The 25,330-nt window shown below is 63.4% G+C and carries 24 protein-coding genes; 13 read left to right on the top strand and 11 right to left on the bottom strand.

Annotation, left to right across the window (positions count from 1 at the left end; genetic code table 11):
- Positions 1 to 502 precede the first annotated feature (502 nt).
- The 3 genes from hrpB to IB265_RS22445 all read left to right on the top strand — a co-directional run bounded on the left by hrpB (position 503) and on the right by IB265_RS22445 (position 4,969).
- Positions 503 to 2,962, top strand: a complete 2,460-nt coding sequence (hrpB, locus tag IB265_RS22455; protein ID WP_057252082.1) for an ATP-dependent helicase HrpB — start codon at positions 503 to 505, stop codon at positions 2,960 to 2,962.
- Between the two features lie 34 nt (positions 2,963 to 2,996).
- Positions 2,997 to 4,304: an ActS/PrrB/RegB family redox-sensitive histidine kinase gene (locus IB265_RS22450; RefSeq protein WP_058327459.1), complete on the top strand. Its 1,308-nt coding sequence runs from the start codon at positions 2,997 to 2,999 to the stop codon at positions 4,302 to 4,304.
- 80 nt (positions 4,305 to 4,384) lie between these two features.
- The gene (locus IB265_RS22445) at positions 4,385 to 4,969 is read left to right on the top strand and encodes an ActR/PrrA/RegA family redox response regulator transcription factor (protein WP_057252080.1); all 585 of its coding nucleotides are present in this window, start codon (positions 4,385 to 4,387) and stop codon (positions 4,967 to 4,969) included.
- 5 nt (positions 4,970 to 4,974) lie between these two features.
- Here the strand turns inward: IB265_RS22445 and IB265_RS22440 are convergent, their stop codons facing one another.
- Positions 4,975 to 5,508, bottom strand: a complete 534-nt coding sequence (locus tag IB265_RS22440; protein WP_057252079.1) for an MmcB family DNA repair protein — start codon at positions 5,506 to 5,508, stop codon at positions 4,975 to 4,977.
- Between the two features lie 184 nt (positions 5,509 to 5,692).
- Between IB265_RS22440 and IB265_RS22435 the strand changes: the two genes are divergently transcribed.
- Positions 5,693 to 6,382, top strand: a complete 690-nt coding sequence (locus tag IB265_RS22435; protein WP_057252078.1) for a L,D-transpeptidase — start codon at positions 5,693 to 5,695, stop codon at positions 6,380 to 6,382.
- 274 nt (positions 6,383 to 6,656) lie between these two features.
- A complete protein-coding gene (locus IB265_RS22430) occupies positions 6,657 to 8,591 on the top strand; it encodes a methyl-accepting chemotaxis protein (RefSeq protein WP_057252077.1) in 1,935 nt (644 codons plus the stop codon).
- A 99-nt stretch (positions 8,592 to 8,690) separates the two neighbouring features.
- On the opposite strand, the gene IB265_RS22425 is transcribed toward IB265_RS22430, so the two are convergent.
- The gene (locus tag IB265_RS22425; RefSeq protein WP_057252076.1) at positions 8,691 to 10,880 is read right to left on the bottom strand and encodes a malate synthase G; all 2,190 of its coding nucleotides are present in this window, start codon (positions 10,878 to 10,880) and stop codon (positions 8,691 to 8,693) included.
- Between the two features lie 205 nt (positions 10,881 to 11,085).
- Positions 11,086 to 13,089, bottom strand: coding sequence for a hydantoinase/oxoprolinase N-terminal domain-containing protein (locus tag IB265_RS22420; protein WP_057252075.1), 2,004 nt, complete (start codon positions 13,087 to 13,089; stop codon positions 11,086 to 11,088).
- Positions 13,090 to 13,240: 151 nt separating this feature from the next.
- On the opposite strand from IB265_RS22420, the gene IB265_RS22415 reads away from it, so the two are divergent.
- Positions 13,241 to 13,867 carry a hypothetical protein gene (locus tag IB265_RS22415; protein ID WP_192495171.1) on the top strand — a complete coding sequence of 209 codons (627 nt, stop codon included), beginning with the start codon at positions 13,241 to 13,243 and terminating at the stop codon, positions 13,865 to 13,867.
- Here IB265_RS22415 and IB265_RS22410 read toward each other — a convergent pair.
- The 5 genes from IB265_RS22410 to hslV form a co-directional block, all read right to left on the bottom strand.
- Entirely contained in the window at positions 13,821 to 15,215 is a 1,395-nt protein-coding gene (locus IB265_RS22410; protein WP_057252073.1) for a cytochrome P450, read from the bottom strand. The genes IB265_RS22415 and IB265_RS22410 overlap by 47 nt on opposite strands.
- Positions 15,216 to 15,289: 74 nt before the next feature.
- The gene (locus IB265_RS22405) at positions 15,290 to 16,234 is read right to left on the bottom strand and encodes a DUF1402 family protein (protein WP_093233504.1); all 945 of its coding nucleotides are present in this window, start codon (positions 16,232 to 16,234) and stop codon (positions 15,290 to 15,292) included.
- 195 nt (positions 16,235 to 16,429) lie between these two features.
- On the bottom strand, positions 16,430 to 17,734 hold the full coding sequence (gene hslU / locus IB265_RS22400) for an ATP-dependent protease ATPase subunit HslU (protein WP_057252071.1): 1,305 nt from the start codon (positions 17,732 to 17,734) through the stop codon (positions 16,430 to 16,432).
- Positions 17,731 to 18,255: a GNAT family N-acetyltransferase gene (locus IB265_RS22395; protein ID WP_057252070.1), complete on the bottom strand. Its 525-nt coding sequence runs from the start codon at positions 18,253 to 18,255 to the stop codon at positions 17,731 to 17,733. The genes hslU and IB265_RS22395 overlap by 4 nt, the downstream gene beginning before the upstream one ends.
- Positions 18,245 to 18,802: an ATP-dependent protease subunit HslV gene (hslV, locus tag IB265_RS22390; protein WP_057252069.1), complete on the bottom strand. Its 558-nt coding sequence runs from the start codon at positions 18,800 to 18,802 to the stop codon at positions 18,245 to 18,247. The genes IB265_RS22395 and hslV overlap by 11 nt, the downstream gene beginning before the upstream one ends.
- Before the next feature lie 295 nt (positions 18,803 to 19,097).
- On the opposite strand from hslV, the gene hisB reads away from it, so the two are divergent.
- The 7 genes from hisB to coaA are packed head-to-tail and all read left to right on the top strand — an operon-like array spanning position 19,098 to position 23,724.
- Positions 19,098 to 19,706, top strand: coding sequence for an imidazoleglycerol-phosphate dehydratase HisB (hisB, locus tag IB265_RS22385; RefSeq protein WP_057252068.1), 609 nt, complete (start codon positions 19,098 to 19,100; stop codon positions 19,704 to 19,706).
- A 23-nt stretch (positions 19,707 to 19,729) separates the two neighbouring features.
- Complete coding sequence (locus IB265_RS22380; RefSeq protein WP_057252067.1) at positions 19,730 to 20,200, top strand: DUF2628 domain-containing protein; 471 nt, start codon at positions 19,730 to 19,732, stop codon at positions 20,198 to 20,200.
- On the top strand, positions 20,200 to 20,850 hold the full coding sequence (gene hisH / locus IB265_RS22375) for an imidazole glycerol phosphate synthase subunit HisH (protein ID WP_057252066.1): 651 nt from the start codon (positions 20,200 to 20,202) through the stop codon (positions 20,848 to 20,850). Before IB265_RS22380 ends, hisH begins: the two co-directional genes overlap by 1 nt.
- A gap of 29 nt (positions 20,851 to 20,879) precedes the next feature.
- Positions 20,880 to 21,617 carry a 1-(5-phosphoribosyl)-5-[(5-phosphoribosylamino)methylideneamino]imidazole-4-carboxamide isomerase gene (hisA, locus tag IB265_RS22370; RefSeq protein ID WP_057252065.1) on the top strand — a complete coding sequence of 246 codons (738 nt, stop codon included), beginning with the start codon at positions 20,880 to 20,882 and terminating at the stop codon, positions 21,615 to 21,617.
- A 2-nt stretch (positions 21,618 to 21,619) separates the two neighbouring features.
- The gene (hisF, locus tag IB265_RS22365) at positions 21,620 to 22,396 is read left to right on the top strand and encodes an imidazole glycerol phosphate synthase subunit HisF (RefSeq protein WP_057252064.1); all 777 of its coding nucleotides are present in this window, start codon (positions 21,620 to 21,622) and stop codon (positions 22,394 to 22,396) included.
- Positions 22,397 to 22,411: 15 nt separating this feature from the next.
- Entirely contained in the window at positions 22,412 to 22,735 is a 324-nt protein-coding gene (locus IB265_RS22360) for a phosphoribosyl-ATP diphosphatase (RefSeq protein ID WP_057252063.1), read from the top strand.
- Positions 22,732 to 23,724 (top strand): type I pantothenate kinase, encoded by a 993-nt coding sequence (gene coaA, locus IB265_RS22355; protein WP_057252062.1) that lies wholly within the window; start codon positions 22,732 to 22,734, stop codon positions 23,722 to 23,724. Before IB265_RS22360 ends, coaA begins: the two co-directional genes overlap by 4 nt.
- A 16-nt stretch (positions 23,725 to 23,740) precedes the next feature.
- Here the strand turns inward: coaA and IB265_RS22350 are convergent, their stop codons facing one another.
- From IB265_RS22350 to lysM, 3 genes are read right to left on the bottom strand one after another with little or no spacing between them, the layout of a single operon-like run.
- Positions 23,741 to 24,352 carry an alpha-ketoglutarate-dependent dioxygenase AlkB gene (locus IB265_RS22350; protein WP_057252061.1) on the bottom strand — a complete coding sequence of 204 codons (612 nt, stop codon included), beginning with the start codon at positions 24,350 to 24,352 and terminating at the stop codon, positions 23,741 to 23,743.
- 9 nt (positions 24,353 to 24,361) lie between these two features.
- Positions 24,362 to 24,799, bottom strand: coding sequence for a hypothetical protein (locus IB265_RS22345; RefSeq protein ID WP_057252060.1), 438 nt, complete (start codon positions 24,797 to 24,799; stop codon positions 24,362 to 24,364).
- 2 nt (positions 24,800 to 24,801) lie between these two features.
- The gene (gene lysM, locus IB265_RS22340; RefSeq protein ID WP_043616146.1) at positions 24,802 to 25,275 is read right to left on the bottom strand and encodes a peptidoglycan-binding protein LysM; all 474 of its coding nucleotides are present in this window, start codon (positions 25,273 to 25,275) and stop codon (positions 24,802 to 24,804) included.
- Positions 25,276 to 25,330: the final 55 nt, after the last annotated feature.

The following is a 25,330-nucleotide window of genomic DNA, read 5'->3' as shown; positions in this document are numbered from 1 at the left end:
TTATAGACCCCCATCCTCACAGACGTCAACAGCGATCTTCAAAAAAACTTCAAAAAAGAACAAGCCATTGAATCTAAATGACTATTTCGACTGTTGATAAACTCGCTCGATTTTGAGGAGCGGAAACCTCCGGAATCGCACCGCGAATCTTTGATCAAACGGTCAAATTCCTTCCGGATCGCTCACGACATCAAATATCGTCGTTTTGCCTCGGAACGATGCGAGCGCTGCCTTAGCTGAAGGACGTCTCGTTCCCCTATATAGCGAGCACTCAGCCAGCCCTGGATTCCAGCCGCAGATCTATGCGAACTTACTCTTCGCAGAGCACACAAATGGGCGGTGCCTTGCCCTTCCATGGCCTCTTACCGTACTTGCGTGATGTTCGCCGTGCCCGACACAATGACCATATGGCCGGTATATCGATCATTCTTGTGCGCTACGCTCCGCCCGATCCGGACGGCAGAGCGTCACACCACATCGAAAACGGGGCGGAGGCCCAGACGTGACGACACATCTTCCTGCCCTGCCGGTTCGCGAGGTCCTGCCTCAATTGGCGCACGCACTCGCCGCAGGGCCGTCGGCAGTGCTCTCGGCTCCGCCCGGCGCCGGCAAGACGACGCTCGTTCCGCTCTTCCTGCTCGAGCAGGACTGGGCGAAGGGCGGCAAGATCATTCTGCTTGAACCACGGCGGCTGGCGGCACGAGCTGCCGCCGGACGCATGGCGGAGCTTCTCGGCGAGAAGGTCGGCGAAACCGTCGGCTATCGCATGCGTCTCGACAACCGCATCTCTGCCAGGACGCGCATCGAAGTCGTGACCGAAGGCGTGTTCGCTCGCATGATCCTCGACGACCCGGAACTTAAGGGCGTCGCGGCCGTGCTGTTCGACGAATTCCACGAGCGTTCGCTTGACGCGGACTTCGGCCTCGCGCTGGCAGTCGACGTACAGGCGGCGCTGCGCGACGACCTCAAGATCATCGTCATGTCGGCGACGCTCGATGTCGAACGGGTCTCAGGCCTGCTCGGCGGCGCGCCTATCATAGAGAGCCAGGGCCGCAGCTATCCGATCGACATCCGCTACCAGGATCGCGGCGGGGAGAGTGTCGAGGATGCCATGGTGCGCGCCATTGCTGAAGCGCACCGCACGGAAGACGGCTCCGTCCTCGCCTTCCTGCCCGGCCAGGCCGAGATCGCCCGTGTCGCCGCGCGGCTCCAGGACCGCTTCGATGCAAACACGGCCATTGTGCCGCTCTACGGCAACCTGACCCAGAAGGAGCAGGATGCGGCGATCCGCCCGGCGCCCAAGGGCACGCGCAAGATCGTGCTTGCCACCTCGATCGCCGAGACCTCGATCACCATCGACGGCGTGCGCATCATCGTCGACAGCGGCCTGCAGCGGCTGCCGGTCTTTGAAGCCGCGACCGGGATCACCCGGCTGGAGACGGTGCGGGTCTCGCGCGCCTCTGCCGATCAACGCGCCGGCCGCGCGGGACGGACGGAACCCGGCATCGCGATCCGCCTCTGGCACAGCGGCCAGACCGCAGCACTTGCCGCCTTCACGCCACCGCAGATTCTTGCGAGCGACCTTTCCGCCCTGCTGCTCGACTGTGCCCACTGGGGCGTCAGCGATCCAACCACCCTCGCCTTCATCGACTCACCGCCCGAAACGACGCTGACCGAGGCCAGGAAATTACTGGCATCGCTCGGCGCGCTCGACCAAGCCGGCGCGTTGACGGCGAAAGGTCGCAAGATCCGCGATCTGGCGTTACCGCCGCGTCTCGCCGCAATGGCGGTTGCCGCCGCCGAAGAGGGCCAGGCTGAAGCCGCGTGTCTGCTCGCGGTCATGCTCACCGAACAGGGCCTCGGCGGTACCAGCATCGATCTCGAAGATCGGCTGCGCCGCTTCCGCCAGGAGCGTGGCGACCGCGCCGAGGCCTCGCGCAATCTGGCGCGCCGCATGGCGGCGGAGCTGAAGGGCGCGCCGAAATCGAACGAACCGTTCCAGCCGGGCGCGCTGCTGATGCATGCCTTCCCCGATCGCATCGCGCTTCAGCGCGGCGGCCGCGGCCGGTTCGTGATGGCGAACGGACGCGGCGCGGAGATCCCGGAGACGGAGCGGCTTGCGGCCGCGCCGATGCTTGTCATCGCTGACCTCACGGGACGGGCCGGCGGTCAGCGGGTGCTGGCGGCCGCCGAACTGTCGCGGGCCGAGGTCGAAGAGCATATGCCCGAAGCGATTACCCGCGAAGACCAGAGCTTCTTCGACAGGCAAAGCCGGCAGGTGCGCGCGCGCCGCGTGACCAGGCTCGGCGCGATCATCTTCGAGGAGGCGCCGCTTGCCAGGCCAACCGGCGAAGCTGCCGCGCGCGCGCTTGCCGACGGCGTGCGCCAGCTCGGCCTCGCCGTCTTGCCGTTTTCGAAAGAGGCGATGCAGATGCGCGACCGCATCGGCTTCCTCAACCGCTCGATCGGCGAGCCCTGGCCGGATGTCTCCGATCAGGCGCTGCTCGATCGTCTCGACGACTGGTTCGTGCCTTTCCAGCATGGCGTCACAGCCATTGCCGACATCAAGGCGTCCAACCTCTCGGACGGCCTGCTCTCCCTCATTCCGCACGAGCGGCAACGGGAACTCGGCAGACTCGCCCCGACGCATTTCGAGGCGCCGACCGGGCAAAGGCACCCAATTCACTACGACGGCGACGAGCCGCTTCTGTCGATCCGCGTGCAGGAGCTCTTCGGCCTGAAGATCCACCCGGCGATCGGCGACGGCCGCCTGCCGCTGCTGCTAGAACTGATCTCGCCGGGCCATCGCCCGATCCAGACGACGCGGGACCTGCCCGGTTTCTGGGCGGGCTCGTGGCGGGATGTGCGGGCGGACATGCGCGGACGCTACCCGAAACACCCTTGGCCCGAAGATCCGGCCGATGCGGCGCCGACGACACGGGCAAAGCCGCGTGGTACATGAGACGAAACCTCCGATGACTGGAATGCAGGCACGAATGACCACAGTTGCGCTCGAACACAACAACGACCAGACCAGTAACCGCAGCCTGCGCCTGCAGACGCTCGTCCGGCTGCGCTGGCTTGCCGTCGGCGGCCAGTCGATCGCCGTCCTCACCACCGCCTTCTGGCTGCAGTTTCCGCTGCCGCTGATTTCCTGCCTGGTGCTGATCGCGAGCCTGGCGCTGGTCAACTCCTATGTGACGCTGCGCTATCCGCCGACCCACCGGCTGCAGCCGCCGGCCGCTTTCGCGCTGCTTGGCCTCGATCTCGCGCAGATCACCGGGCTCTTGTTCATCACCGGCGGACTTACCAATCCCTTCGCACCGCTTCTCTGCGTCCCCGTCATCATCTCTTCGGCATCGCAGCCGAAATCGCACAGCATCATCCTTGCCGGCCTTGCGGTGATCGCGATCACAGCACTTGCCTTCTCGCCTTTTCCACTGCCCTGGTATCCGGGCACGGTTCTCCTGATGCCGCGGGTTTTGACCGCCGGCATCTGGTTTGCGATCGTCTCGATGACCGCCTTTGCCGCCTTCTACACCTACCGCGTCTCCCTGGAAGCGAGCGAACTGTCGGAGGCTCTGACGGCGACAGAACTCGTGCTGCAGCGGGAAAAGCACCTGTCGCAACTCGATGGACTGGCGGCAGCGGCCGCTCACGAACTCGGCACGCCGCTGGCGACCATCAGTGTCGTCGCCAAGGAGATGGAGCGCGAGCTTGGTAACGATCCACGCTTCGGCGAGGACGTGCATCTGCTGCGCAGCCAGAGCGAACGCTGCCGCGATATCCTGAAGCGGCTGACGACGCTCTCCTCCGAAAGCGAGGAGCACATGCGGATGCTGCCGCTGTCGTCGCTGATCGAAGAGGTGATGGCGCCGCACCGCGAGTTCGGCATCCACATCAATCTCGTCGAGAAAGGTGACCGCGCCACCGAGCCGGTCGGCAACCGCAATGCCGGCATCCTTTATGGGCTCGGCAACCTGCTCGAAAATGCTGTCGACTATGCCAAGAAGGAAGTTGCCGTGACGGTCGAGCACACCGCGGACCGCGTGAAAGTGACGATCGAGGACGATGGCGACGGCTTCGCCCCGGATATCCTGCAGCGCATCGGCGAGCCCTATGTGACGCGGCGGCAGAAGGACGACAGCGCCGGTGGCCTCGGGCTCGGCCTCTTCATCGCCAAGACCCTGCTTGAACGTTCGGGCGCGCGCCTGCGCTTCGAAAATGGCGGACCCGACAGGCCAGGCGCCCGGGTCAGCGTCGAATGGCCGCGCGCCCTGATGGATACGAAACTGGCGAAATGACATTTCGCAGTTTATTGAACGAGACCAGAAGAAACCTATAATCTCGGCGAAAGCGCAGGTTTTCGCTCAAGGATTCCAGAATGACCGACAAATCGACAGCTTCGCCCAGCACACCCGCACAGGACGCCGAACTGATCGGACCGGACCGCACCCTGCTGCTCGTCGACGACGACGCACCCTTCCTCAGGCGCCTTGCCCGCGCCATGGAAGCCCGCGGCTTTTCAGTCGACATTGCCGAATCAGTGGCTGAAGGCATTGCCAAGGCCAAGGGCAACCCGCCGAAATATGCCGTCATCGACCTTCGGCTCGGTGATGGCAGCGGTCTCGACGTGATCGAGGCGATCCGCGGACGGCGCGATGACACGCGCATGATCATGCTGACCGGCTACGGCAATATTGCCACCGCCGTAAACGCCGTGAAGCTCGGCGCCGTCGACTATCTTGCCAAGCCGGCCGATGCAGACGACATCTTTGCGGCGCTCGTTCAGCGCCAGGGCGAGCGCGTCGAGCCGCCGGAAAACCCGATGTCGGCCGATCGGGTTCGCTGGGAACACATCCAGCGTGTCTATGAGATGTGCGAGCGCAATGTTTCGGAAACGGCGCGCCGCCTCAACATGCATCGCCGGACGCTGCAACGCATTCTTGCAAAGCGCGCGCCGAAGTAACGGCGTCAGCCGCCGCTGTCGCGGTTGCCCGTGAGGATGTCGCCGATCTGATCGCCGAGTTCGCCGTTGCGCTCGGCTGCCCACTCCGCAAGCATCAGGCGCTGCGCCGCCGTGCGGGCAAAGAGCTGCAAGACCGATTTGCGCGTCGCCGGCGGCAGTTTGTGTTCGGGCGCCTCGCGAACGATGTGCCCTTCATAACCATCCGAAAGCAGCAAGCCGCATTCCTCGGGGAAGATATCGAGCGGCACGCCGGCATGGGTTGCGAAGAACAGCCGGTCGCAATGCTGCCGGTAATCCGGCCATTTGCGGTCGACGCGAAAGTCCTCGATCGAGGTCTTGATCTCGACAATCCAGATTTCGCCCTTGACCGACAGCGAGATCAGGTCGGCGCGCCTCCCGCTCGCCAGCGTCAGTTCAGGCAGGACGGAATGGCGCAGTTCAGCGAAAAGCCGCTGCACGCCGCGACGCACCATCATCGCGCGATTCGACTGTCGGCCGTCGATCAGCGGGTTGTCGTCATGGATGGAGAGGATGGTCATGCGCCCGGTGTCCCTTTGGGCCGGTCATTTTGTTGCAAAAAAACAAGGGTCATGGAATTTGCACTTTCCAGCCAAATTGTAGCCGCGCAATCTCTTGCATAGCACAGACTAATCGAAAATAACCGTAGTCACTGACGGTCGCGGCGACCCAGTTTTTACTTCGCTTCTTTTTTAAGAGACTCCCATGCGCTTCCGCAATGCCTTCCTCTTGTGCGGCCTCGCGGCGACACTCGCTGTTGCCGGCTGCTCGACGACATCGTCCAAGCCCGAAACGGCTGCGAACGAACCCGCTCCCGTAGCGCAAACGGTCGCTACGAATCAGATTTTCAACGGCGATTATGGCGCAGTTGAGGATCACGGTTACGCGCTGCCCGCCATTCCGATCAACAAGGTCGATACCCGGTTCCATCGCCAGATCGTCGACTACACCACCAGCGAGCGCCCTGGAACGATCGTCGTCAACACGCCGAATCGTTTCCTCTATTACGTGCTGCCCGGCGGCAAGGCCGTTCGTTACGGCATCGGCGTCGGCAAGGCCGGCTTTGCATGGGAAGGCGAAGCCTACATTGCCTGGAAGCAGGAATGGCCGATGTGGCATCCGCCGAAGGAAATGGCCGAGCGCAAGCCGGAAGTCGCCAAGTATGTCGAGGAAGGCATGGGTCCCGGCCTCAAGAACCCGCTCGGCGCCCGCGCACTCTATCTCTTCAACGACCAGGGCAAGGACACGCTGTTCCGCCTGCACGGTACGCCGGAATGGTCGTCGATCGGCACCGCCGCTTCGTCCGGCTGCATCCGCCTGATCAACCAGGACATCATCGATCTCTATTCGCGCGTTCGCCCCGGCAAGAACGCCCGCGTCGTCGTCCAGCAGTAACCGGGCTGCATCAGCCATCCGAAGCCGCCGACACCAGTCGGCGGCTTTTTTTACGTCGTTACTCAACCACCATTTGCCGGTGATGCGATGCTGCAACGGAGCGCTTCAACCACGCACAGTTGCCGTTCGAAAACACCCTCAAATCAGGGTCGCGAAAACCGGCTGCGTGACGCGGAAAAGTTCAAATTCGACTTAAATTCAGCCGCTTATTAAGTAAGCGTTATCTAAACAAACGAAAGAGTGTGCCCAGAAATTCCGCTCGGGAGGGACTGGCATGCTGATCAAGACCAAGCTTATCGGCGCGATTGCGCTTCTGTCATCCATAGCCATCGGCATCGCCATTTACAGTCAGAGCACGCTGTCGGAAACCGGCGACATGATGGATGCGGTCTATGCCGATCGCATCGTGCCGCTAAAGAACCTCAAGGCGACTTCCGATGCCTTTGCAGTCTCGATCGTCGATGCTGCACACAAGGTCCGCAACGGCAACGAAACGATGGAGAGCGGGCTTGCCTCGGTCAATGCCGCGCGAGAGACGATCAAGACCAACTGGGATGCCTATGCGGCAACCTCGATGACCGATGAGGAACGACGGCTCGTCGACAATGCGCGGAGCCAGATGGTCGTTGCGATGGATTCGATCATGGCGCTGACGCAAATTCTCTCAGCCAAGGACGAGAAGGCACTCGATGCCTTCGTGCGCGACAAGCTCTATGCGACAATCGATCCGCTGACGGCGACGATCTCCGAGATCTCGGACCTGCAGGTCGAACTTTCCGGCACGGCCTTTGAAGCCAAGCATCGCGAGTTCGAAACGGTGCAGACGCTCAGCATTGCCATCATCGTTCTCGTCATGGCGCTTGCCGGCGGCACCTTCCTTGTGGTGCTGCGCGGCGTCGTCGGACCGCTCGGGCGCCAGATCGCCGCCATGCGCCGGCTGATCGACGGCCACGTCGAAGATGCCGACGAGCCGGTAAACGGCAAGGACGAGATCGCCGACATGGCCCGTGCCATCCAGTCCTTCCGGGAGGCCGCGCGATCGAATCTGCGGCTGCAGGCGGAGGCCGAGGAGACTCGCCGCACCGGCGAGGCCGAGCGCGTTCGCGTGCAGAGACAGGCGGAACAGGACGCACAGCAGCGGCTGACGCAAGCGACCGCCGGTCTTGCCGCCGGGCTGCAGCGGCTTGCCAATGGCGATCTCGCCGTTCGGCTGCACGAGCCCTTCGCCGCCGAGTTCGAACAGCTGCGGCATGACCTCAACAAGGCCGCCGGACAGTTGAACGACGCGCTGCTGGCTGTCGCCGACAGCGCCGGCAACATCGGCATGGGCACGCGCGAGATCAGCCAGAGCGCCGACGATCTCTCCAAGCGGACCGAACAGCAGGCCGCGGCGCTCGAGGAGACAGCCGCCGCGCTCGACCAGATCACCGCCAATGTCAGCAACTCTTCGAGACGGACGGAGGAGGCGCGCGACGTCGCCGGCGAGGCGAAGACCAGCGCGGCCCAGTCGGCCGTCGTCGTCGCCAATGCCGTCGAGGCGATGCGGCGGATCGAAGAATCCTCCAGCCAGATATCCAGCATCATCGGCGTCATCGACGAGATCGCCTTCCAGACGAACCTCCTGGCGCTGAACGCCGGCGTCGAGGCGGCGCGGGCCGGCGAAGCGGGCAAAGGCTTTGCCGTGGTCGCCCAGGAAGTGCGCGAACTTGCCCAGCGCTCGGCCAAGGCCGCGAAGGAAATCAAGGATCTCATCCGCACATCGAGCCAGGAGGTCGAAAACGGCGTGCGCCTGGTGCGCGACACCGGCGAAGCGCTGCAAACGATCGAGGCGCATGTAATCACCATCAACGAACATATGGCTGCGATCGCCACGTCCGCCCGGGAACAGTCCGTGGGCTTGAGCGAGGTCAACACGGCCGTCAACCAAATGGATCAGGTGACGCAGAGGAACGCGGCGATGGTCGAGGAAGCCAATGCCGCCTCCGCCACCCTGGCGCAGGAAGGTACCAACCTGCGTAACCTGATCGGACGCTTCATCCTCGCCGGCGAGACGCAGGCAAAGGGCGGATCGAGGCCTCCTGCCCCGGCAGCCGCTGCAACCGCAGTCCGCGACCAGGGGCGGACTGTTGCCCAGGCAGCCCGGCGACCAGCCGTCTATGCAACACAGGGCAACGCCGCACTCGCCACAGACGGCTGGGCCGAATTTTAGGCCACCGGCGGAGACGACTGGCGGGCGCATGGAGGCTGGGACCGCGCTTGAAAAAACAGAGCCGTGCGTTCAGACGAACACACGGCCCTGCACCAATATTCAGACGTCAGGGATGAATCGGGCGGCGTTCAGCGCCTTCAGCTCCAGCCGACGGCGGTGGAGGACTGGCTCGGTGTAGCCGTTCGGCTGCTCGCGACCCTTGAGAACCAGGTCGAGGGCCGCCTGGAAGGCGATCGAGCCGTCGAAATTGCCGGCGATCGCGACATAGAGCGGATCGTCGGCGTTCTGTCCGTCGACGACGGCGGCCATGCGCTTCATCGTGTCGACGACCTGGGCTTCGGTGACGACGCCGTGGTGCAGCCAGTTGGCCATGTGCTGGGCGGAGATGCGCAGCGTCGCGCGGTCTTCCATCAGGCCGACATTGTTGATGTCGGGCACCTTCGAGCAGCCGACGCCCTGGTCGACCCAGCGCACGACGTAGCCCAGGATCCCTTGAGCGTTGTTGTCGAGTTCGCGCTGGATCTCCTCCGGCGTCCAGTTCGGCCGGACCGCAACCGGCACCGACAGAATGTCGGAGAGCTTGGCGCGGGTGCGGCTCTTCAGGCTTGCCTGGACCTCGGCGACATTGACGCGGTGGTAATGCGTCGCATGCAACGTCGCGGCCGTCGGCGACGGAACCCAGGCGGTGTTGGCGCCGGCCTTCGGGTGGGCGATCTTCTGCTCGAGCATCGCTGCCATCAGATCGGGCATGGCCCACATGCCCTTGCCGATCTGGGCGTGGCCGGAAAGGCCGCACTCGAGGCCGATATCGACGTTCCAGTTTTCGTACGCGCCGATCCAGGCGGCCTGCTTCATGTCGCCCTTGCGGATCATCGGGCCGGCTTCCATCGAGGTATGGATCTCGTCGCCGGTGCGATCGAGGAAGCCGGTGTTGATGAAGACGACGCGCTCGCGGGCAGCGCGGATGCATTCCTTGAGGTTGACCGTGGTGCGGCGCTCCTCGTCCATGATGCCCATCTTCATGGTGTTGGCTGGCATGCCGAGCGCCTTTTCGACGCGCGTGAAGATCTCGCAGGCAAAGGCGACTTCTTCCGGTCCGTGCATCTTCGGCTTGACGACATACATCGATCCCTCGCGGGAGTTCATGCGGCGGCCGCCGTTGCCGATATCGTGCAGGGCAATCAGCGCGGTGACCATGGCGTCCATGATACCCTCGGGCACTTCCTTGCCGTCGCGGTCGAGGATAGCCGGATTCGTCATGAGGTGTCCGACATTGCGGACCAGCATCAGCGACCGGCCGGGGAGCGACAGCGTGCCGCCTGAAGCGGCCTGATAGGTGCGGTCGGCATTGAGGCGGCGGGTGAAGGTCTTGCCGCCCTTGGCGACTTCTTCTTCGAGGTCGCCCTTCATCAGGCCGAGCCAGTTGCCGTAGACGACGACCTTGTCTTCGGCATCGACGGCCGCGACCGAATCTTCGCAATCCATGATCGTGGTGATCGCCGATTCGAGGATGACGTCCGAGATACCGGCCGGGTCCTCCTTGCCGATCGGCGTGGAGGCGTCGAGGACGACGATCGCATGCAGATTATTGTGCCGGAGAACGATCTCCGACCGCGTGCCTTCGGCGCCGGAATAGCCGGCGAATTGAGCGGCGTTGCGCAGCGTCGTGTTCGAGCCGTCCTTAAGGCCAATCTCCAGCGCGCCACCCGCAACCTTGAGCGAGGTGACGTCGGCCCAGTTACCCTTCGCCAGCGGGGCGCTGGCATCGAGGAAGTCGCGTGCCCAGGCGATGACCTTGGCGCCGCGCTTTGGATTGTAACCGCGGCCCTTCTCGGCGCCATCGGCGTCCGAAATCGCATCCGTGCCGTAGAGCGCGTCATAGAGCGAGCCCCAGCGCGCATTGGCAGCGTTGAGCGCATAGCGCGCATTCATGACCGGGACGACGAGCTGCGGACCGGCGATCGTCGCGATTTCCGGATCAACATTGGCGGTCGAAACGCTGAAGTCGCCACCTTCCGACAGCAGGTAGCCGATATCGCGGAGAAAGGCCTGGTAGGTCTCGATGTCGCTGGGGGCGCCGTTCTGCCTGTACCAGGCGTCGAGTTTGGCCTGCAGCTCGTCGCGCTTGGCGAGCAGCGCCCGGTTCTTCGGCGCCAGATCGTGCACGAGGGCGGAAAGCTGCTCGAAGAAATGTTCTGCATCGATGCCGGTGCCCGGCATCGCCTCTTCCACCAGGAAGCGATGGAGACCCGCATCTATCTTCAACCCAAACTTCTCAATGCGGTCCATCTGCCAACTCCTTGAAATAGACGTAAGGAGCGTCACCGATCCGGACGGATGCGATGAGAACGCCCCAACATGTTGATCTTGCGCCTGTAGCCGATCGCGGACCAGCCCATGCGCAACGCGCGCGTGAAACGGCCGCAGTTTCTCACCAATTCATTCCCTGTCAATTCTGCAAGGATGCGAAGAATTGTTTCCGAAATGGAAAAGATCAGTCGTGGGCAATGCGCGGACGTCCGCTGGCGGACGCGATGAACCGGGCCTCGATCAGCTTGCGGCTGCCCTCGACTTCCGGCGCATCGATTTCCTCGCGCAGCATCGAAGCGGGATCGTCCGCTCCATTGGTGCGCGCCGTTTCCAGCGCCACGGCTTCGGCTCGCCGCCGGGCGGCGCCGAAAGCCTGTTCCTGGTCGAGAAACCGTTCGCTGGCCCCGGCACCGTTGACGACGAAGATGCCTTCCTCCGGCATCGTCACGAAAACCGTGACCGTAGCGCTGACCTGGCCGACCACGGCGCCAACGGCATTGGCGACGCCGGCCTCTTCGGGAATGGCGGCATCCGTTCCGAGCATCTCGGCGATATCAGGGTAATAAACCGGCGCCGAAGCGCCGAGGCCGACGAGCGGACGGTCGAGACCAAGCGAGAAGCGGACGATGCCCGGCGTGCGCGTGAGCGCCCGGTCGACGGCCTGCGAAACGGCTGGATCGATGGCACCGGCACCATCCTCGCCGAGACAGGCCTGCAGGATGACCTCCGAGGATTGCCGCGTCAGCCGGTCGACGATCATCTGCGCCATGGCTTCCGGGGAGGAAGCGATTGGCTGACCGGAGCCGTCGCGGGTGCGCGCTGCAAGCTGAATGCCGAGCTGAGCCGCTTCAAGGTTCCATTGCGATTGCCGGCCGAGCACATGCATGGCGTCCGACGGCGTCAGGCCACAGATATGCACGAGTCCGCGCCCCACCAGCCGATCGAGCGTCGCCTTCTGCGGGGTCGAGACCAACAGGGTCTCCAACGCCAGCGGAACCGCACCGATGCGCTCATAGAGCGCCTGCTCCTGCGGTTGCAGGCCGCTGGCAAGATGATCCGGCAGGCCGGTGCGGACCGCAAACCGGCCATTGTTGCGCCCGGTATGCTGGGCGCGCATCTGCTTTTCGAGCACCGAGATGACGGCGTCGCCATGCAGGGCGGCCGCGAGGCTGAGCGGCATCAGCCGGCGCGGGCCGAGATCGATCTTCGCCTTCAAGCCGCGGTCGTTGATGCGCACTTCCGAATCGCCGCCCAGGCCGTAGGTCCGCATCGCCACCGCCTCGACCATGGTGCGGAAGCCGCCGACAACGGCGCCTTCGGCATCGAGCCGCGGACGCCCGCCCTCGAGTACCGCGACATCGGTCGTGGTGCCGCCGATGTCGGAGACCACCGCATTGTCGAGGCCGGTCAGATGCCGCGCGCCGACAAGGCTTGCGGCCGGACCGGAGAGGATCGTCTCGATCGGGCGCAGCCGCGCCTCCTCCGCCGAGATCAAGGCTCCGTCGCCGCGCACCACCATCATCGGCACGTCGATGCCGCGCGCCTTCAGGAAGCCTTCACAGGAGCCGATCAGCCGGTCGATCATCGACACCAGCCGGGCGTTGAGCAGGGTCGTCAAGGCACGGCGCGGGCCGCCGAGCTTCGAGGACAGTTCATGGCTGCAGGTCACCGGCAGATGCGAGACTTCGCGAATGCGGTCGCGGACGCGCTTTTCATGATCCGGATTCCGAACGGCGAAGTAGCCGGCAATGGCGAAGGAGGAGACCTGGCCGGCAAGCGCCGGCAGCGTGGCATCGAGCTCGCTCATGTCGAGTGGGGTTTCGCCGCCGTGCACATTGTGGCCGCCCGGCAGGAAGATCACCGGATCGGAGCCCAGCGCCTCCAAGAGACCATCGCGCTTCAGATCGTCGGGGCCAAAGCCGATCATGACAAGACCGGCGCGGCCGCCCTGCCCTTCGACGAGCGCATTGGTCGCAAGCGTCGTCGACAGCGAGACCATGCTGATTGCAGAAACCGGCACTTTCGCCTGATCGAGCACCGCTTCGACCGCGCCGGAAATACCGACTGCGAGGTCGTGGCGGGTCGTCAGCGCCTTGGCTTTGGCGACCACCCCTTGCGTTTCCGAGAAGAGAGCGGCGTCGGTATAGGTGCCGCCGGTGTCGATGCCGAGAAGAAAATGAGAGGTCAATTCGCGCAGTCCGGAATTCGCGCGGGGCGCAAGGCCCCGGGTTCAATGGGGATCGATGCGGTGATATGACATATTTCAAGAGAAAACCATCGTGCCGCAGACATAGATGATCAACTGGGCGACACGGGTCAAAAGATGGGGACACCTGCGCATGCTCGAAGGCCGCCGTCCGTCTATTTTCGTCTGGCTCCCGTTTGCCGCTTTCATCTGGTTTCCGCTGAACCTGGCCCAAGCACAGGACGCGGAGGAAGAAGAGTACAAGCCGCAACTTCCGGATGTCGCGATCTACAAGGCGATGCTCGACGCCAACAAGCAGACCGGCTGGGTGCAGTTTCGCGACTATGACGACCGGCAACTGATCTACTTCACCGCATTGCAGACGATGCATTGCCGGCTATCGGAAATTCGATATTCGATCAATTCGGACACGCTCGATCAGCGCTTTCCGCTGGCGAAGTGCAATCCGCAGATCCCGTTCAACCTGCCGGCCGATGAGACGGCCGAGTATGTCTATAAGCTGCCGGCCGACACCGCGAAGACGCTGACGATCCAGGCGGTGTGGGACGATGGTGCCGGAAGCGAGATTGTCGTCTACAAACCGTGCGACAATGTCGGCGACGCCACCTGCGCCCAGATCAAGACGATCAAGAAACCGTCGAAGATACTGCAGCAGCCGAAGCCGGCCGACTCGCCGGTGCGCTCGGTACAGTCGCCGATCCCCGGCAAGACCTTCAGCGAACCGACACCTTCATCGGCAACCCGCCCCGCGGTTGAGTAGTGAGGCGCTGCACCGGCCAGGGATTTGTCTCCTCGGTCAGATCGAAACGGTAGCGATGCATCATCACGGCGAGCGCGATCACGGCTTCCTGTAGCGCGAAAGTGGCGCCGATGCAGACGCGCGGGCCGGCGCCGAAGGGCAAATATTGGTAACGATGCAGCTTCTCGCGGTTCTCCGGCAGGAAACGCTCGGGCATGAACGCGCGGGGCTTATCCCAGTAAAGAACGTGGCGGTGCAGCGTCCACGGCATGATCAGCACCGCGATGCCCTTGGGGATGCGTACCCGCTTTCCGGTGGGGGAAGTCCACTCGTCCTCTTCGATCGCGGCCCGGTTGATCGACGGCGCCGGCGGATAGAGCCGCATCGCCTCCTCGAAGGCGGCAAGGACATGCGGCATCAGGCCGAGCCATTCGACCGGATCGGCACCGCTTGCGATCGCGGCATCGATCTCGGCCTCCATCGTCTCGCGATAGGCCGGCGTGTTGGCGATGCAATAGAGCGTCCAGGCGAGCGCCCGGGCGGTTGTCTCGTGCCCGGCACCGATGAAGGTCAGGATGTTATCCTCGATCTCCGCAGTCGAAAGGCCCTGACTGCCCTCGATCTCCAAAAGCAGGGTCAGGAAATCCTTGGGCGTGCCCTCGGGATCCGCCGCCATCTTGCGCCGCCGGATCGCCATGGTCTCGGACACGATCGAGCGGAACCGGTTCATCACCTTCTTGCCGCCGATCCGGGTTGGGCGCGGTATCCATTCCGGCGCGAGCAGAATGTCCATGGGATCGACGCGGCCCATGCGGTGCAGGAGTTCCTCGACGCTCTGGACAAACCCTTCCCGCTCCACCGCCACCTCACCGGAAAACAGCGTTTCGGCAAGAATGTCGAAGGTGAGTTCCGTCATGTCGTTGGCGATGTTGGTCGTGAACGGAGCTGTCTTGGCGCCGGCATAGCGCTCGACGAATGCTTCCGAGCTTCGCAACATCTGGCCTGCGAAACCCTTGGCGTGGCGCGGTGTGAACACCGGCGCCATGGCTTTCCGCGAGCGCTTCCAGACCTCGCCTTCGGCCGTCAGCAAGCCGTCGCGCAGGATCGGCCTGAGGATCAGCCGGCGAACCTTCGACATTTCGTAGTTGCCGACATTGTCGACGAGGATGTGACGGATGAGACCGGGATCGTTGACGATCAAAGTGCGCTGGGTGACGAACTTCGTCTCGATCCAGGGCAAGGTGTAGGATGGCTCGCCCCACAGTTCGAGCGGATTGCGTAAGACCGTCCTGATGATCTGCAGGTAGGAAGGGATGCCCACTCGAGGAACGGGAGCCGGCGGTTCGAAGGGCTCCGGACGCATGTCCATGGTGATTGCCTTTCTCGATTGCGCCAATGATTTCAGGTTTTTACGGCGCAATCAAGGAAAGTGCTTCACGTGAATCACAACAGGCTTTCAAGCTCCGAAAGCTTGTCGTTGACGAGCCAGCCGTAATAATTCTCCTCCGGCCATTGCGCTTGTCCGCTCTGGATCTTGGCGGCAAGGGCAGCTGCGCGGCCGTCCGGATTGCCGACATTGTAGAGCGTCGCCGTGATGCCGGGATTGTCGGAAATGTCGAGGCCGGCGATCGACTTGTAGGCGTCGATCGAATGGCGGATCGAGGCCGCCATATAGGCGAGCGACACATCCGGATCCATGATCGCCTCATAGACGCCAGCGGCGTTGTTTTCATCGAGGCGGTCGTAGCCCGACGTCTTTGCGACGATGTCGGTCAGCATCAGCGCCGTCAGCGGGTTGATCTGGCCGAGGCCGAAGGTCTGGCCGGCAAAGAACGGCTGGAAGAAAACGGCGCTGAAGCGGTTGTTCGGGAAGGACTTGCCGCCAACCGACTTGCCGCGGAAGTCGTTGTCCCAGACCCGCTCGCGGCAGCTCCAGAGCGCATAGGCACCCTTCTTGGCACCGCATTCGGAAAATTGCGGCCGGGCGACGAACTCGGCGACCGTTTCGCCATCATAGCCGAACTGGAAGCTGTTGCCGGCGTAAGCGGCCGCCTTGACGTAATAGGACTGCAGCCGGTCATAGGCGTCGACATTGTAGGTATGCTCGCCGACGATGGCGCCGACCATGTGGATCGGCGCGATGCCATAGGCGCGCGACACGGACTTGATCTTGCTGATCAGCTGTTTGTCGGTCGCCAGCAGATCCCGGACTTTCTCGAACTTGGCATCGAAGGAGGTGCGGCCGGCCTTGGTTCGGCGCACGGAAGCGCCGGGGATACCGGGCTGCTCGACGTTGCGGTTGCCCGGCGGAACGGCGGTCGCCGCGATTGTCTGGCTTGCGGTCAGGCAAAACGTGGCGATAGCGAGCATGCAGGCGGTAAAACGCACGATCTCTTCTTCCTGTGACTGGTGGAGGCTGCCTCGGTCGGCGGGGCGGCTCTTACGCCAAGATCATGTCGGAAAGATGCCCGGGCCACGATCAATTTCCGTGTCCGTGTTAGAAAAAATGCGGGCGCCTGTCGAGAGACAGGCGCCCGGTCTATTCTGGGTTGCGGGCGTTTGCGCGCCTCGACGACCGAAATGTCACAGGATGTAGCGCGACAGATCGGTGTTGGCAGCGAGATCGCCGACATGCTTGCGCACATACTCCGCGTCGATCGTCACCGCCTGTCCGGCGCTGTCGGGCGCATTGAACGAGATCTCGTCCAGTACGCGCTCCATCACCGTCTGCAGGCGGCGGGCGCCGATGTTCTCGACACTGGCATTCAGCTGCACCGCGACATCGGCGAGCGCATCGATCGCGTCGTCGGTGAAGTCGAGCTTCACCTCTTCCGTGTCCAAGAGCGCCTTGTACTGGCGGATGAGGCTCGCTTCGGTTTCCGTCAGGATCCGGCGGAAATCTTCCTTGGTGAGCGCACGGAGCTCAACGCGGATCGGCAGACGGCCCTGCAATTCCGGAAGCAGGTCCGAGGGCTTTGCCACATGGAAGGCGCCGGAAGCGATGAACAGGATGTGGTCGGTCTTGACCGGTCCATACTTCGTCGCAACCGTCGTGCCTTCAACGAGCGGCAACAGGTCGCGCTGCACGCCTTCGCGCGACACGCCGGCGCCCATGCCGCCCTCACGCGAGGCGATCTTGTCGATCTCGTCGAGAAAGACGATGCCGTCGTCTTCGGCCGCGCGCATTGCCTCGCGCTGGATCTGCTCGTTGTCGAGCAGTTTGTCCGACTCGTCGTTGATGAGCAGCTCATAGGAGGCCTTGACCGTCGTCTTGACCTTCTTGGTGCGGGCACCCATCGCCTTGCCGAACATTTCCGAAAGGTTGAGCACACCGATATTGGCGCCCGGCATGCCCGGAATTTCGAAACCACCCGGCGCACCGGTCTCGGCGAGGTCGACCTCGATCTCCTTGTCGTCGAGTTCGTTGGCGCGCAGCTTCTTGCGGAACGAATCGCGCGTCGCCGGCGAGGCCGTGGCGCCGACCAGTGCATCGAGCACGCGCTCTTCGGCGTTCTGGTGCGCCTTGGCCTTGACTTCGGCGCGGCGTTTTTCGCGCACGAGGCCGATCCCGACCTCGACGAGGTCACGGATGATCTGCTCGACGTCGCGGCCGACATAGCCGACCTCGGTGAACTTGGTCGCCTCAACCTTGACGAAGGGCGCGCCGGCGAGCTTGGCCAGACGCCTGGAAATCTCGGTCTTGCCGACACCGGTCGGGCCGATCATCAGGATGTTCTTCGGCATGACCTCATCGCGCAGCTCGTCGCCGAGCTGCTGGCGGCGCCAACGGTTGCGTAGCGCAATGGCGACGGCGCGTTTAGCGTCGTTCTGGCCGATGATGAAACGGTCGAGTTCCGACACGATCTCTCTGGGTGAAAACGTACTCATGTAGTCCTCTCAAATTCGGTCCGCGTCAGTTCCATCAGGAGCGTGCGACCAGATACATCTATCCATTCTGCGTAGGGCACGAAGCCGGCCTTGGTGTAGGCGCTGACCGCCCGGCGGTTGCCCGCATCAGGGTCGATCACGATTCGGGGCGCGCCGGCGGCAAAGAGCCGTTCGGCAAAAGCTCGCAGCGCCAGCGAGGCGACACCCCTGCCCGTCAATTCCGCAGGGCCGACGAAGATATCGATACCGGGCACATCGGCCGGCAGATCCTTCGCCCAGGGCTCCTCGTCCGGGTACTGAAAAGGCATCCAGGACTGGATGTAGCCAGCCGGCTCGCCGGCCACGTGGAAGATGAAGCCCTCCACCTCTCCGGTCGCGCAGCCTTCGCGGATCAGTTCCACTTCCTTGTCCGGATCGCCCCACCATTGCCGCACATGCGGTTCACTCAGCCAGGCATGCAGCAGCGGCAGATGGTCATCAACCACCGGCGCGAAGCTGACATGCTTGGGCTCATTCGGCATCCAACGTCTCCACCACGATATTGTGGTTGGTATAGACGCAGATGTCCCCGGCGATCTGCAGCGCCCGCCGGGCGATATCCTCGGCCGACTTGTCGCTGTCCATCAGGGCGCGCGCTGCGGCAAAGGCGTAGTTGCCGCCGGAGCCGATGGCGATGGTGCCGTGTTCCGGCTCAAGTACGTCGCCATTGCCGGTGATCGCCAGGGTTATCGACTTGTCGGCGACCAGCATCATCGCTTCGAGATTGCGCAGATACTTGTTGGTGCGCCAGTCCTTGGCAAGTTCGACCGCCGCGCGCATCAGCTGGTCGGGGTACTGTTCAAGCTTGGCCTCGAGCCTTTCGAGCAGCGTGAAGGCGTCGGCGGTCGCGCCGGCAAAGCCGGCGATCACGTCGCCCTTCGCGAGACGCCGCACCTTGCGCGCATTGCTCTTCATCACGGTCTGGCCGAGGCTCACCTGGCCGTCGCCGGCCATCACCACCTTGCCATCCTTGCGTACCGTGATGATGGTCGTCGCATGCATCGTTCCGTAGGGATTGTGTTCACTCATGAAGATACCTGTCGGCCCCTGATACTTGGGGGCGTTTACTTGGGGCGTTGCGGCTCGTGACACGAGCCTGGTTGCTTGAGGCCTATGTAAGTACGGCAGACACATTTGCAAATGGCAACCGCCCGAGGGTGCAATCTTCGTTCAGGGCCCGGTGTCGGATGATTCGAATCAACGCTCAAGTTCTGGATATTTCAGCATTTGCCTGATAAGGAGCGGCCGAGATCGCAAGCGAGCGCGAGATGAGGAAACCGCACAGACTTTCCTCCCCCCGCACTGGCGCATACAGGAGAGCCCGATGGCAGAAGCCACGTCCAGCCGCACCGCACAGGTTTCGCGTAAAACCAACGAGACCGCGGTGTCCGTATCGGTCAACATCGACGGCACCGGCGTTTCGAAGATTTCGACCGGTGTCGGCTTCTTCGACCATATGCTGGACCAGCTCGCCCGCCATTCGCTCATCGACATGGAGATCAAGACCGACGGCGACCTGCATGTCGACGACCACCATACGGTCGAGGACACCGGCATTGCCATCGGCCAGGCGCTCGCCAAGGCGCTCGGCGACCGGCGCGGCATCGCCCGTTACGCCTCGCTCGACCTTGCCATGGACGAGACGATGACCCGCGCGGCAGTGGACGTTTCCGGCCGGCCGTTCCTCGTCTGGAACGTTGCCTTCAGCGCGCCGAAGATCGGCACCTTCGACACGGAACTCGTGCGTGAGTTCTTCCAGGCGCTCGCCCAGCATGCCGGGATCACGCTGCATATCCAGAACATCTACGGCGCCAACAACCATCATATCGCCGAGACCTGCTTCAAGTCCGTCGCCCGCGTGCTCCGCACCGCAACCGAAATCGACCCGCGCCAGGCCGGCCGCGTTCCCTCGACCAAGGGGACCCTTGCCTAAGCGGCCAGTCACTGGCTGAACCCATGGCTTCTTACCTGATCCTCACCCCGCCGGGTGCGCGCGCCGACGACGAGCGAACACGCTTCGTTGCCGACGGCTTCTCCTGGGGCGCCTTTCTCTTCCCGGCGCTCTGGCTTCTCTTCAAGCGGCAATGGGCAATCGGAATCGCAGTTGCTGTTCTGCAGATTTCGTTAATCTCCCTGTCGAGTCTCGCAGGCGGTTTCCTTGCATCGGTGCTGGTGCAGCTCGCGCTGCGGCTGCTCGTCGCGCTGGAAGGGCCAGTTCTGGTGGCACGCAGCCTGACGGCTCGTGACTGGACGCTTCGTTCCATCGTGCCGGCACCCAATCTGGAGACGGCGGAAGAGATCTATTTCACGAGCGTGGCACCGGGCGAGACAAAGCCCGCCACCCCTTCCCCGGCCGATTGGACCGCGCGCAAGCCCTCAAACGGCGGACCCGGCCTCGGCCTTTTTGATTCCTACGGAGAACGCTGATGCGCGTCGCCATCATCGACTACGGCTCGGGCAACCTGCGCTCAGCCACCAAGGCCTTCGAACGGGCCGCTCGCGAAGCCGGCATTTCAGCCGAGATCGACCTCACCGACAAGCCGGAGCGGGTGGCGAGCGCCGACCGCATCGTGCTTCCGGGTGTCGGTGCCTATGCCGACTGCCGCCGTGGCCTTGCCGCCGTCGACGGCATGGAGCAGGCGCTGACCGAAGCGGTGGAACAGGCCGCCCGGCCGTTCCTCGGCATCTGCGTCGGCATGCAGCTGATGTCGTCGCGCGGGCTCGAAAAGACCATCACCCACGGCTTCGGCTGGATCCCCGGCGATGTCGTCGAAATGGCGCCTGCCGACACCTCGCTGAAAATCCCGCAGATCGGCTGGAACACGCTCACGCTCAAGCGCGAACATCCGCTGTTTGACGGCATCCGGGTTGGCGAAGGCGGCCTGCACGCCTATTTCGTGCATTCGTACCATCTGGCCGCCGAGAACGCCGGCGACGTGGTCGCCGAAGCGGATTACGGCGGTCCGGTCACCGCCTTCGTCGCCAACGGCAACAAGGCCGGCTCGCAGTTCCACCCGGAAAAGAGCCAGGCCCTCGGCCTTGCCCTCATCTCGAATTTCCTGCGCTGGAAGCCCTGAGCTTTCGCCTCTCTCGATTGGACAGACCTATGATCCTATTTCCCGCCATCGACCTGAAAGACGGGCAATGCGTACGCCTGAAGCTCGGCGACATGGACCAGGCGACGGTTTACAACCCCGACCCGGCGGCCCAGGCCCGCGCCTTTGAAGAACAGGGCTTCGAATGGCTGCACGTGGTCGACCTCAACGGCGCCTTTGCCGGCGAGACGGTCAACGGCGCGGCCGTCGACGCCATCCTCAAGGCGACCCGTAACCCGGTGCAGCTCGGCGGCGGCATCCGCACGCTTGACCATATCGAAAACTGGCTGTCGCGCGGCCTTGCCCGCGTCATCCTCGGCACGGTCGCTGTGCGCGATCCGGCACTCGTCATAGAAGCCTGCCGCAAGTTCCCCGGCAAGGTCGCCGTCGGCATCGACGCCAAGGGCGGCAAGGTCGCCGTGGAGGGCTGGGCCGAGGCCTCCGAGCTCGGCGTGATCGAGCTTGCCAAGAAGTTCGAGGGCGCCGGCGTTTCGGCGATCATCTATACCGACATCGACCGCGACGGCATCCTGACCGGCATCAACTGGACCTCGACGCTGGAGCTGGCGGATGCGGTTTCCATTCCGGTCATCGCCTCGGGCGGTCTTGCCTCGATGGACGACATCCGCCGCATGGTTGCGCCGGACGCACACAAACTCGAAGGTGCCATCTCCGGCCGCGCGCTCTATGACGGCCGCATCGACCCGCAGGAAGCGTTGGATCTGATCCGCGCCGCGAGAAAGGCCTGACCATGTCCCTCAAAGCCCGCGTTATCCCCTGCCTCGACGTCAAGGACGGCCGTGTCGTCAAGGGTGTCAACTTCGTCGACCTGATCGACGCCGGCGACCCGGTTGAGGCGGCACGCGCCTATGATGCCGCCGGCGCCGACGAGCTCTGCTTCCTCGACATCACCGCGTCCTCCGACAATCGCGAGACGATCTTCGACGTCATCGCCCGCACCGCCGAACAGTGCTTCATGCCGCTGACCGTCGGCGGTGGCGTGCGCCAGGTCTCCGACATCCGCAAGCTGCTGCTTGCCGGCGCCGACAAGGTGTCGATCAATACCGCTGCCGTGAAGAACCCTGAATTCGTTGCGGAAGCCGCCGACAAGTTCGGCAACCAGTGCATCGTCGTTGCCATCGATGCCAAGAAGGTGTCGAAGGACGGCGAAACGGATCGCTGGGAGATCTTCACCCATGGCGGACGCCAGCCGACCGGCATCGACGCGATCGAGTTTGCCCGCCGCGTCGTCGATCTCGGCGCCGGCGAAATCCTTTTGACCTCGATGGACCGCGACGGCACGAAGAGCGGCTATGACATTGCGCTCACCCGCGCGGTCGCCGATGCCGTTCGTGCCCCGGTCATTGCATCGGGTGGCGTCGGAAACCTCGACCACATGGTAGCCGGCATCCGCGACGGTCATGCGACCGCCGTGCTCGCCGCCTCCATCTTCCACTTCGGCACCTATAGCATTGGCGAAACCAAGCGCTATATGGCGGAGCATGGCATCGCCATGCGCCTCGACTGAGCTTCAGGATCTTCCATGGCTGACTTCACACTTTCCGATCTCGAAGCCATCGTCGCGACGCGCGCGAAGGCGGCGCCGGACGAATCCTGGACGGCAAAGCTGGTCGCGAGCGGCCAGCCGAAGGCGGCCAAGAAACTCGGGGAAGAGGCGGTCGAGACGGTGATCGCGGCCGTCAGCAACGACCGCGCGAATCTCGTCGCCGAAAGCGCCGATCTCATCTATCATCTGATGGTCGTATTGAAGATCGCCGACGTTCCGTTGCAGGATGTGCTGAACGAGCTCGCGCGGCGAACCAACCAATCTGGCCTGCAGGAAAAGGCAAATCGGCAGACCCCATGACGATAGCGGCCAAAGACATCGAAGCGGCGGACCTGCCGGACAATCTGCAGCAGCGGGACTATTCGCCCTATCATTTCTTCACCGCCGAGGAATGGTCGCGCTTTCGCGCCGATACGCCGCTGACGCTGACGGCCGACGAAGTGCAGCGGCTGCGCTCGCTGAACGACCCCGTCGATCTCCGTGAAGTCCGGCAGATCTACCTGTCGCTGTCGCGCCTGCTCTCGACCCATGTGGAATCGTCCCAGATGCTCTTCGAGCAGCGCAAGCGCTTCCTCAGCATGTCCGAAACGAAGACGCCCTTCGTCATCGGCATTGCCGGATCGGTCGCCGTCGGCAAATCGACCACGGCCCGTATCCTTGCGCAACTCCTGTCGCGCTGGCCATCAAGCCCGAAGGTCGATCTGGTGACGACCGACGGCTTTCTCTACCCGAACGCCGTGCTCCAGCGCGAAAACATGATGGATCGCAAGGGCTTTCCGGAAAGCTACGACGTCGGCGCGCTCCTGCGCTTCCTGTCTGCGATCAAGGCGGGCCAACCGAACGTCAAGGCGCCGAGCTACTCGCACCTGACCTATGACGTGCTGCCGGACCAGTTCACCGTCATCGACCGCCCGGATATCCTGATCTTCGAGGGCATCAACGTGCTGCAGTCGCGCAACCTGCCGGCCGACGGCAAGATCGTGCCGATGGTCTCGGATTTCTTCGACTTCTCGATCTATATCGATGCCGAGGAGAGCCTGATCCATAGCTGGTACGTCAACCGCTTCATGCGGTTGCGCGAAACCGCCTTCAAGAACCCGGAATCCTACTTCCATCGTTATGCCACGATCAGCGAGGATGCGGCGCGCGCAATCGCCGAGGGCCTGTGGCACAACATCAACCTGAAGAACCTGCACCAGAACATCCTGCCGACGCGCCCGCGCGCCGACCTGATCCTGCAAAAGGGCCCGAACCACCTGACGGAAAAGGTGGCGCTCAGAAAACTCTGAGCGCTCGATAAGCCCGTCATGGATTGACGCGACGCAGCGTCAGGTTGACCCGACCACCGTTCTTCAGCAGCGTCGACGTGTTCGGATAGATCCGGTCGACGCCATGGAACGCGAGCCGCCCTTCTCCACCGAGCACGACGACATCGCCGCTTTCGAGCCGGAAGGACATGGTCTGTCCCCCGCGCTGATTGCTGCCGACGCGGAAAAGGCAGCTGTCGCCGAGCGAGATCGAGACGACGGCCGTTTCCAGATCACGCTCGTCGCGATCCTGGTGCAGACCCATGCGGGCCTCCTCGGAATAGAAGTTCACAAGACAGGCTTCCGGCATCTTTTGGCTGGCGGAAACCGCCTGCCAGATCTCGAGCACTATGTCCGGCATCGGCGGCCAGCGCCGGCCGGTCACCGGATGCTGAGCCTGGTAACGATAGCCGCGATCGCGATCCGTGACCCAGCCGAGCAAGCCGCAATTGGTCATGCGAACCGACATGGGTTTTCCGGTCTTCGGCATTTCCGGCACGAAGAGCGGTGCTTCGGCAACGACACGACGAATCGCTTCGACGAGTTGTTCCTGCCGGGTGCGATCGAGATAGCCCGGGATATGTCTGATCCCTTTCGGGAGCACCTGCATTGGAAGCCCCTATTGCTCCAGGCCGAGAAGTGCTGCCGGCACGCCGTAGCGAAGCGGCCAGCCGGCATAGGCGACATCCGTCGGCCCGACCACGTGATCGACGAGGTTCCAGCGGCTATTCTGGAAGCTGACCAGTGCAAACACCGTCAGACCATCCATCATGTCAGCCTCGTCACGCAACCCGGTTTGCGCAAGGTCGATAGTGCCGCCACCGGGACGTTGCGGCTCGACCTGCAGGAAGGCCCAGTTGGGTGCTGCACGTATCGTCGTGGCGACGAACTCGACCGGACCGCGCATTTCGGCCTCCACCGCCGGACGGATCGCGTCGAGGATGGCGGCACGCTCAGTACTGCCCTTGGCCGGTTCACGGAACGGTTGCGCCAGACAAGCGCCGGCAAGCCAAAGGCTCGCCAGCGTCGCGATTGCAAGAGGACGCGTGAACGACACGCTCAAGCGGCGTCCAGATCCGGAATGCGCAGAACCTGGCCGGGGTAGATCTTGTCCGGATGCGTCAGCATCGGCTTGTTGGCTTCGAAAATGACGGTGTGCTTGGCACCCTTGCCCTTGCCGTACTGTGCCTCGGCGATCTTCCAGAGGTTGTCGCCCTTTTTGACCGTATAGAAGACCGGCGCCTTGGCGGGTGCCGGTGCAGCACCAGCATCGGCAACCTTGAGCTCCGAGGCTTCAACCGCCGAGACGCCGAGCGTGTTGCCGACGGCGACCACGGCCTTTTCGAAGACGCTCTGGTCCTTCACGACACCCTTCAGCACGACCTTGTCACCGGCCACTTCGACCTGCACGTCCTTTGTGCCGAGATCGTGGGATGCAAGTTCCTTCTGAACGCTTTCGGCATCCGGGGCGTCATCGTCGCCGCCGATGCCAAGCTTCTTGCCGGCGTTCTTGATAAAGCTGAAAAGACCCATGAATATCTCCTTTTGCGAAAACACTGCTCGGTAAGAGAGGGCGCCGCCTGCCAAA

Origin of the sequence: Ensifer sp. ENS10 (assembly GCF_014852025.1) — a bacterium.
Classification (GTDB): domain Bacteria; phylum Pseudomonadota; class Alphaproteobacteria; order Rhizobiales; family Rhizobiaceae; genus Ensifer.
This window is presented reverse-complemented; position numbering and strand designations above follow the sequence as displayed.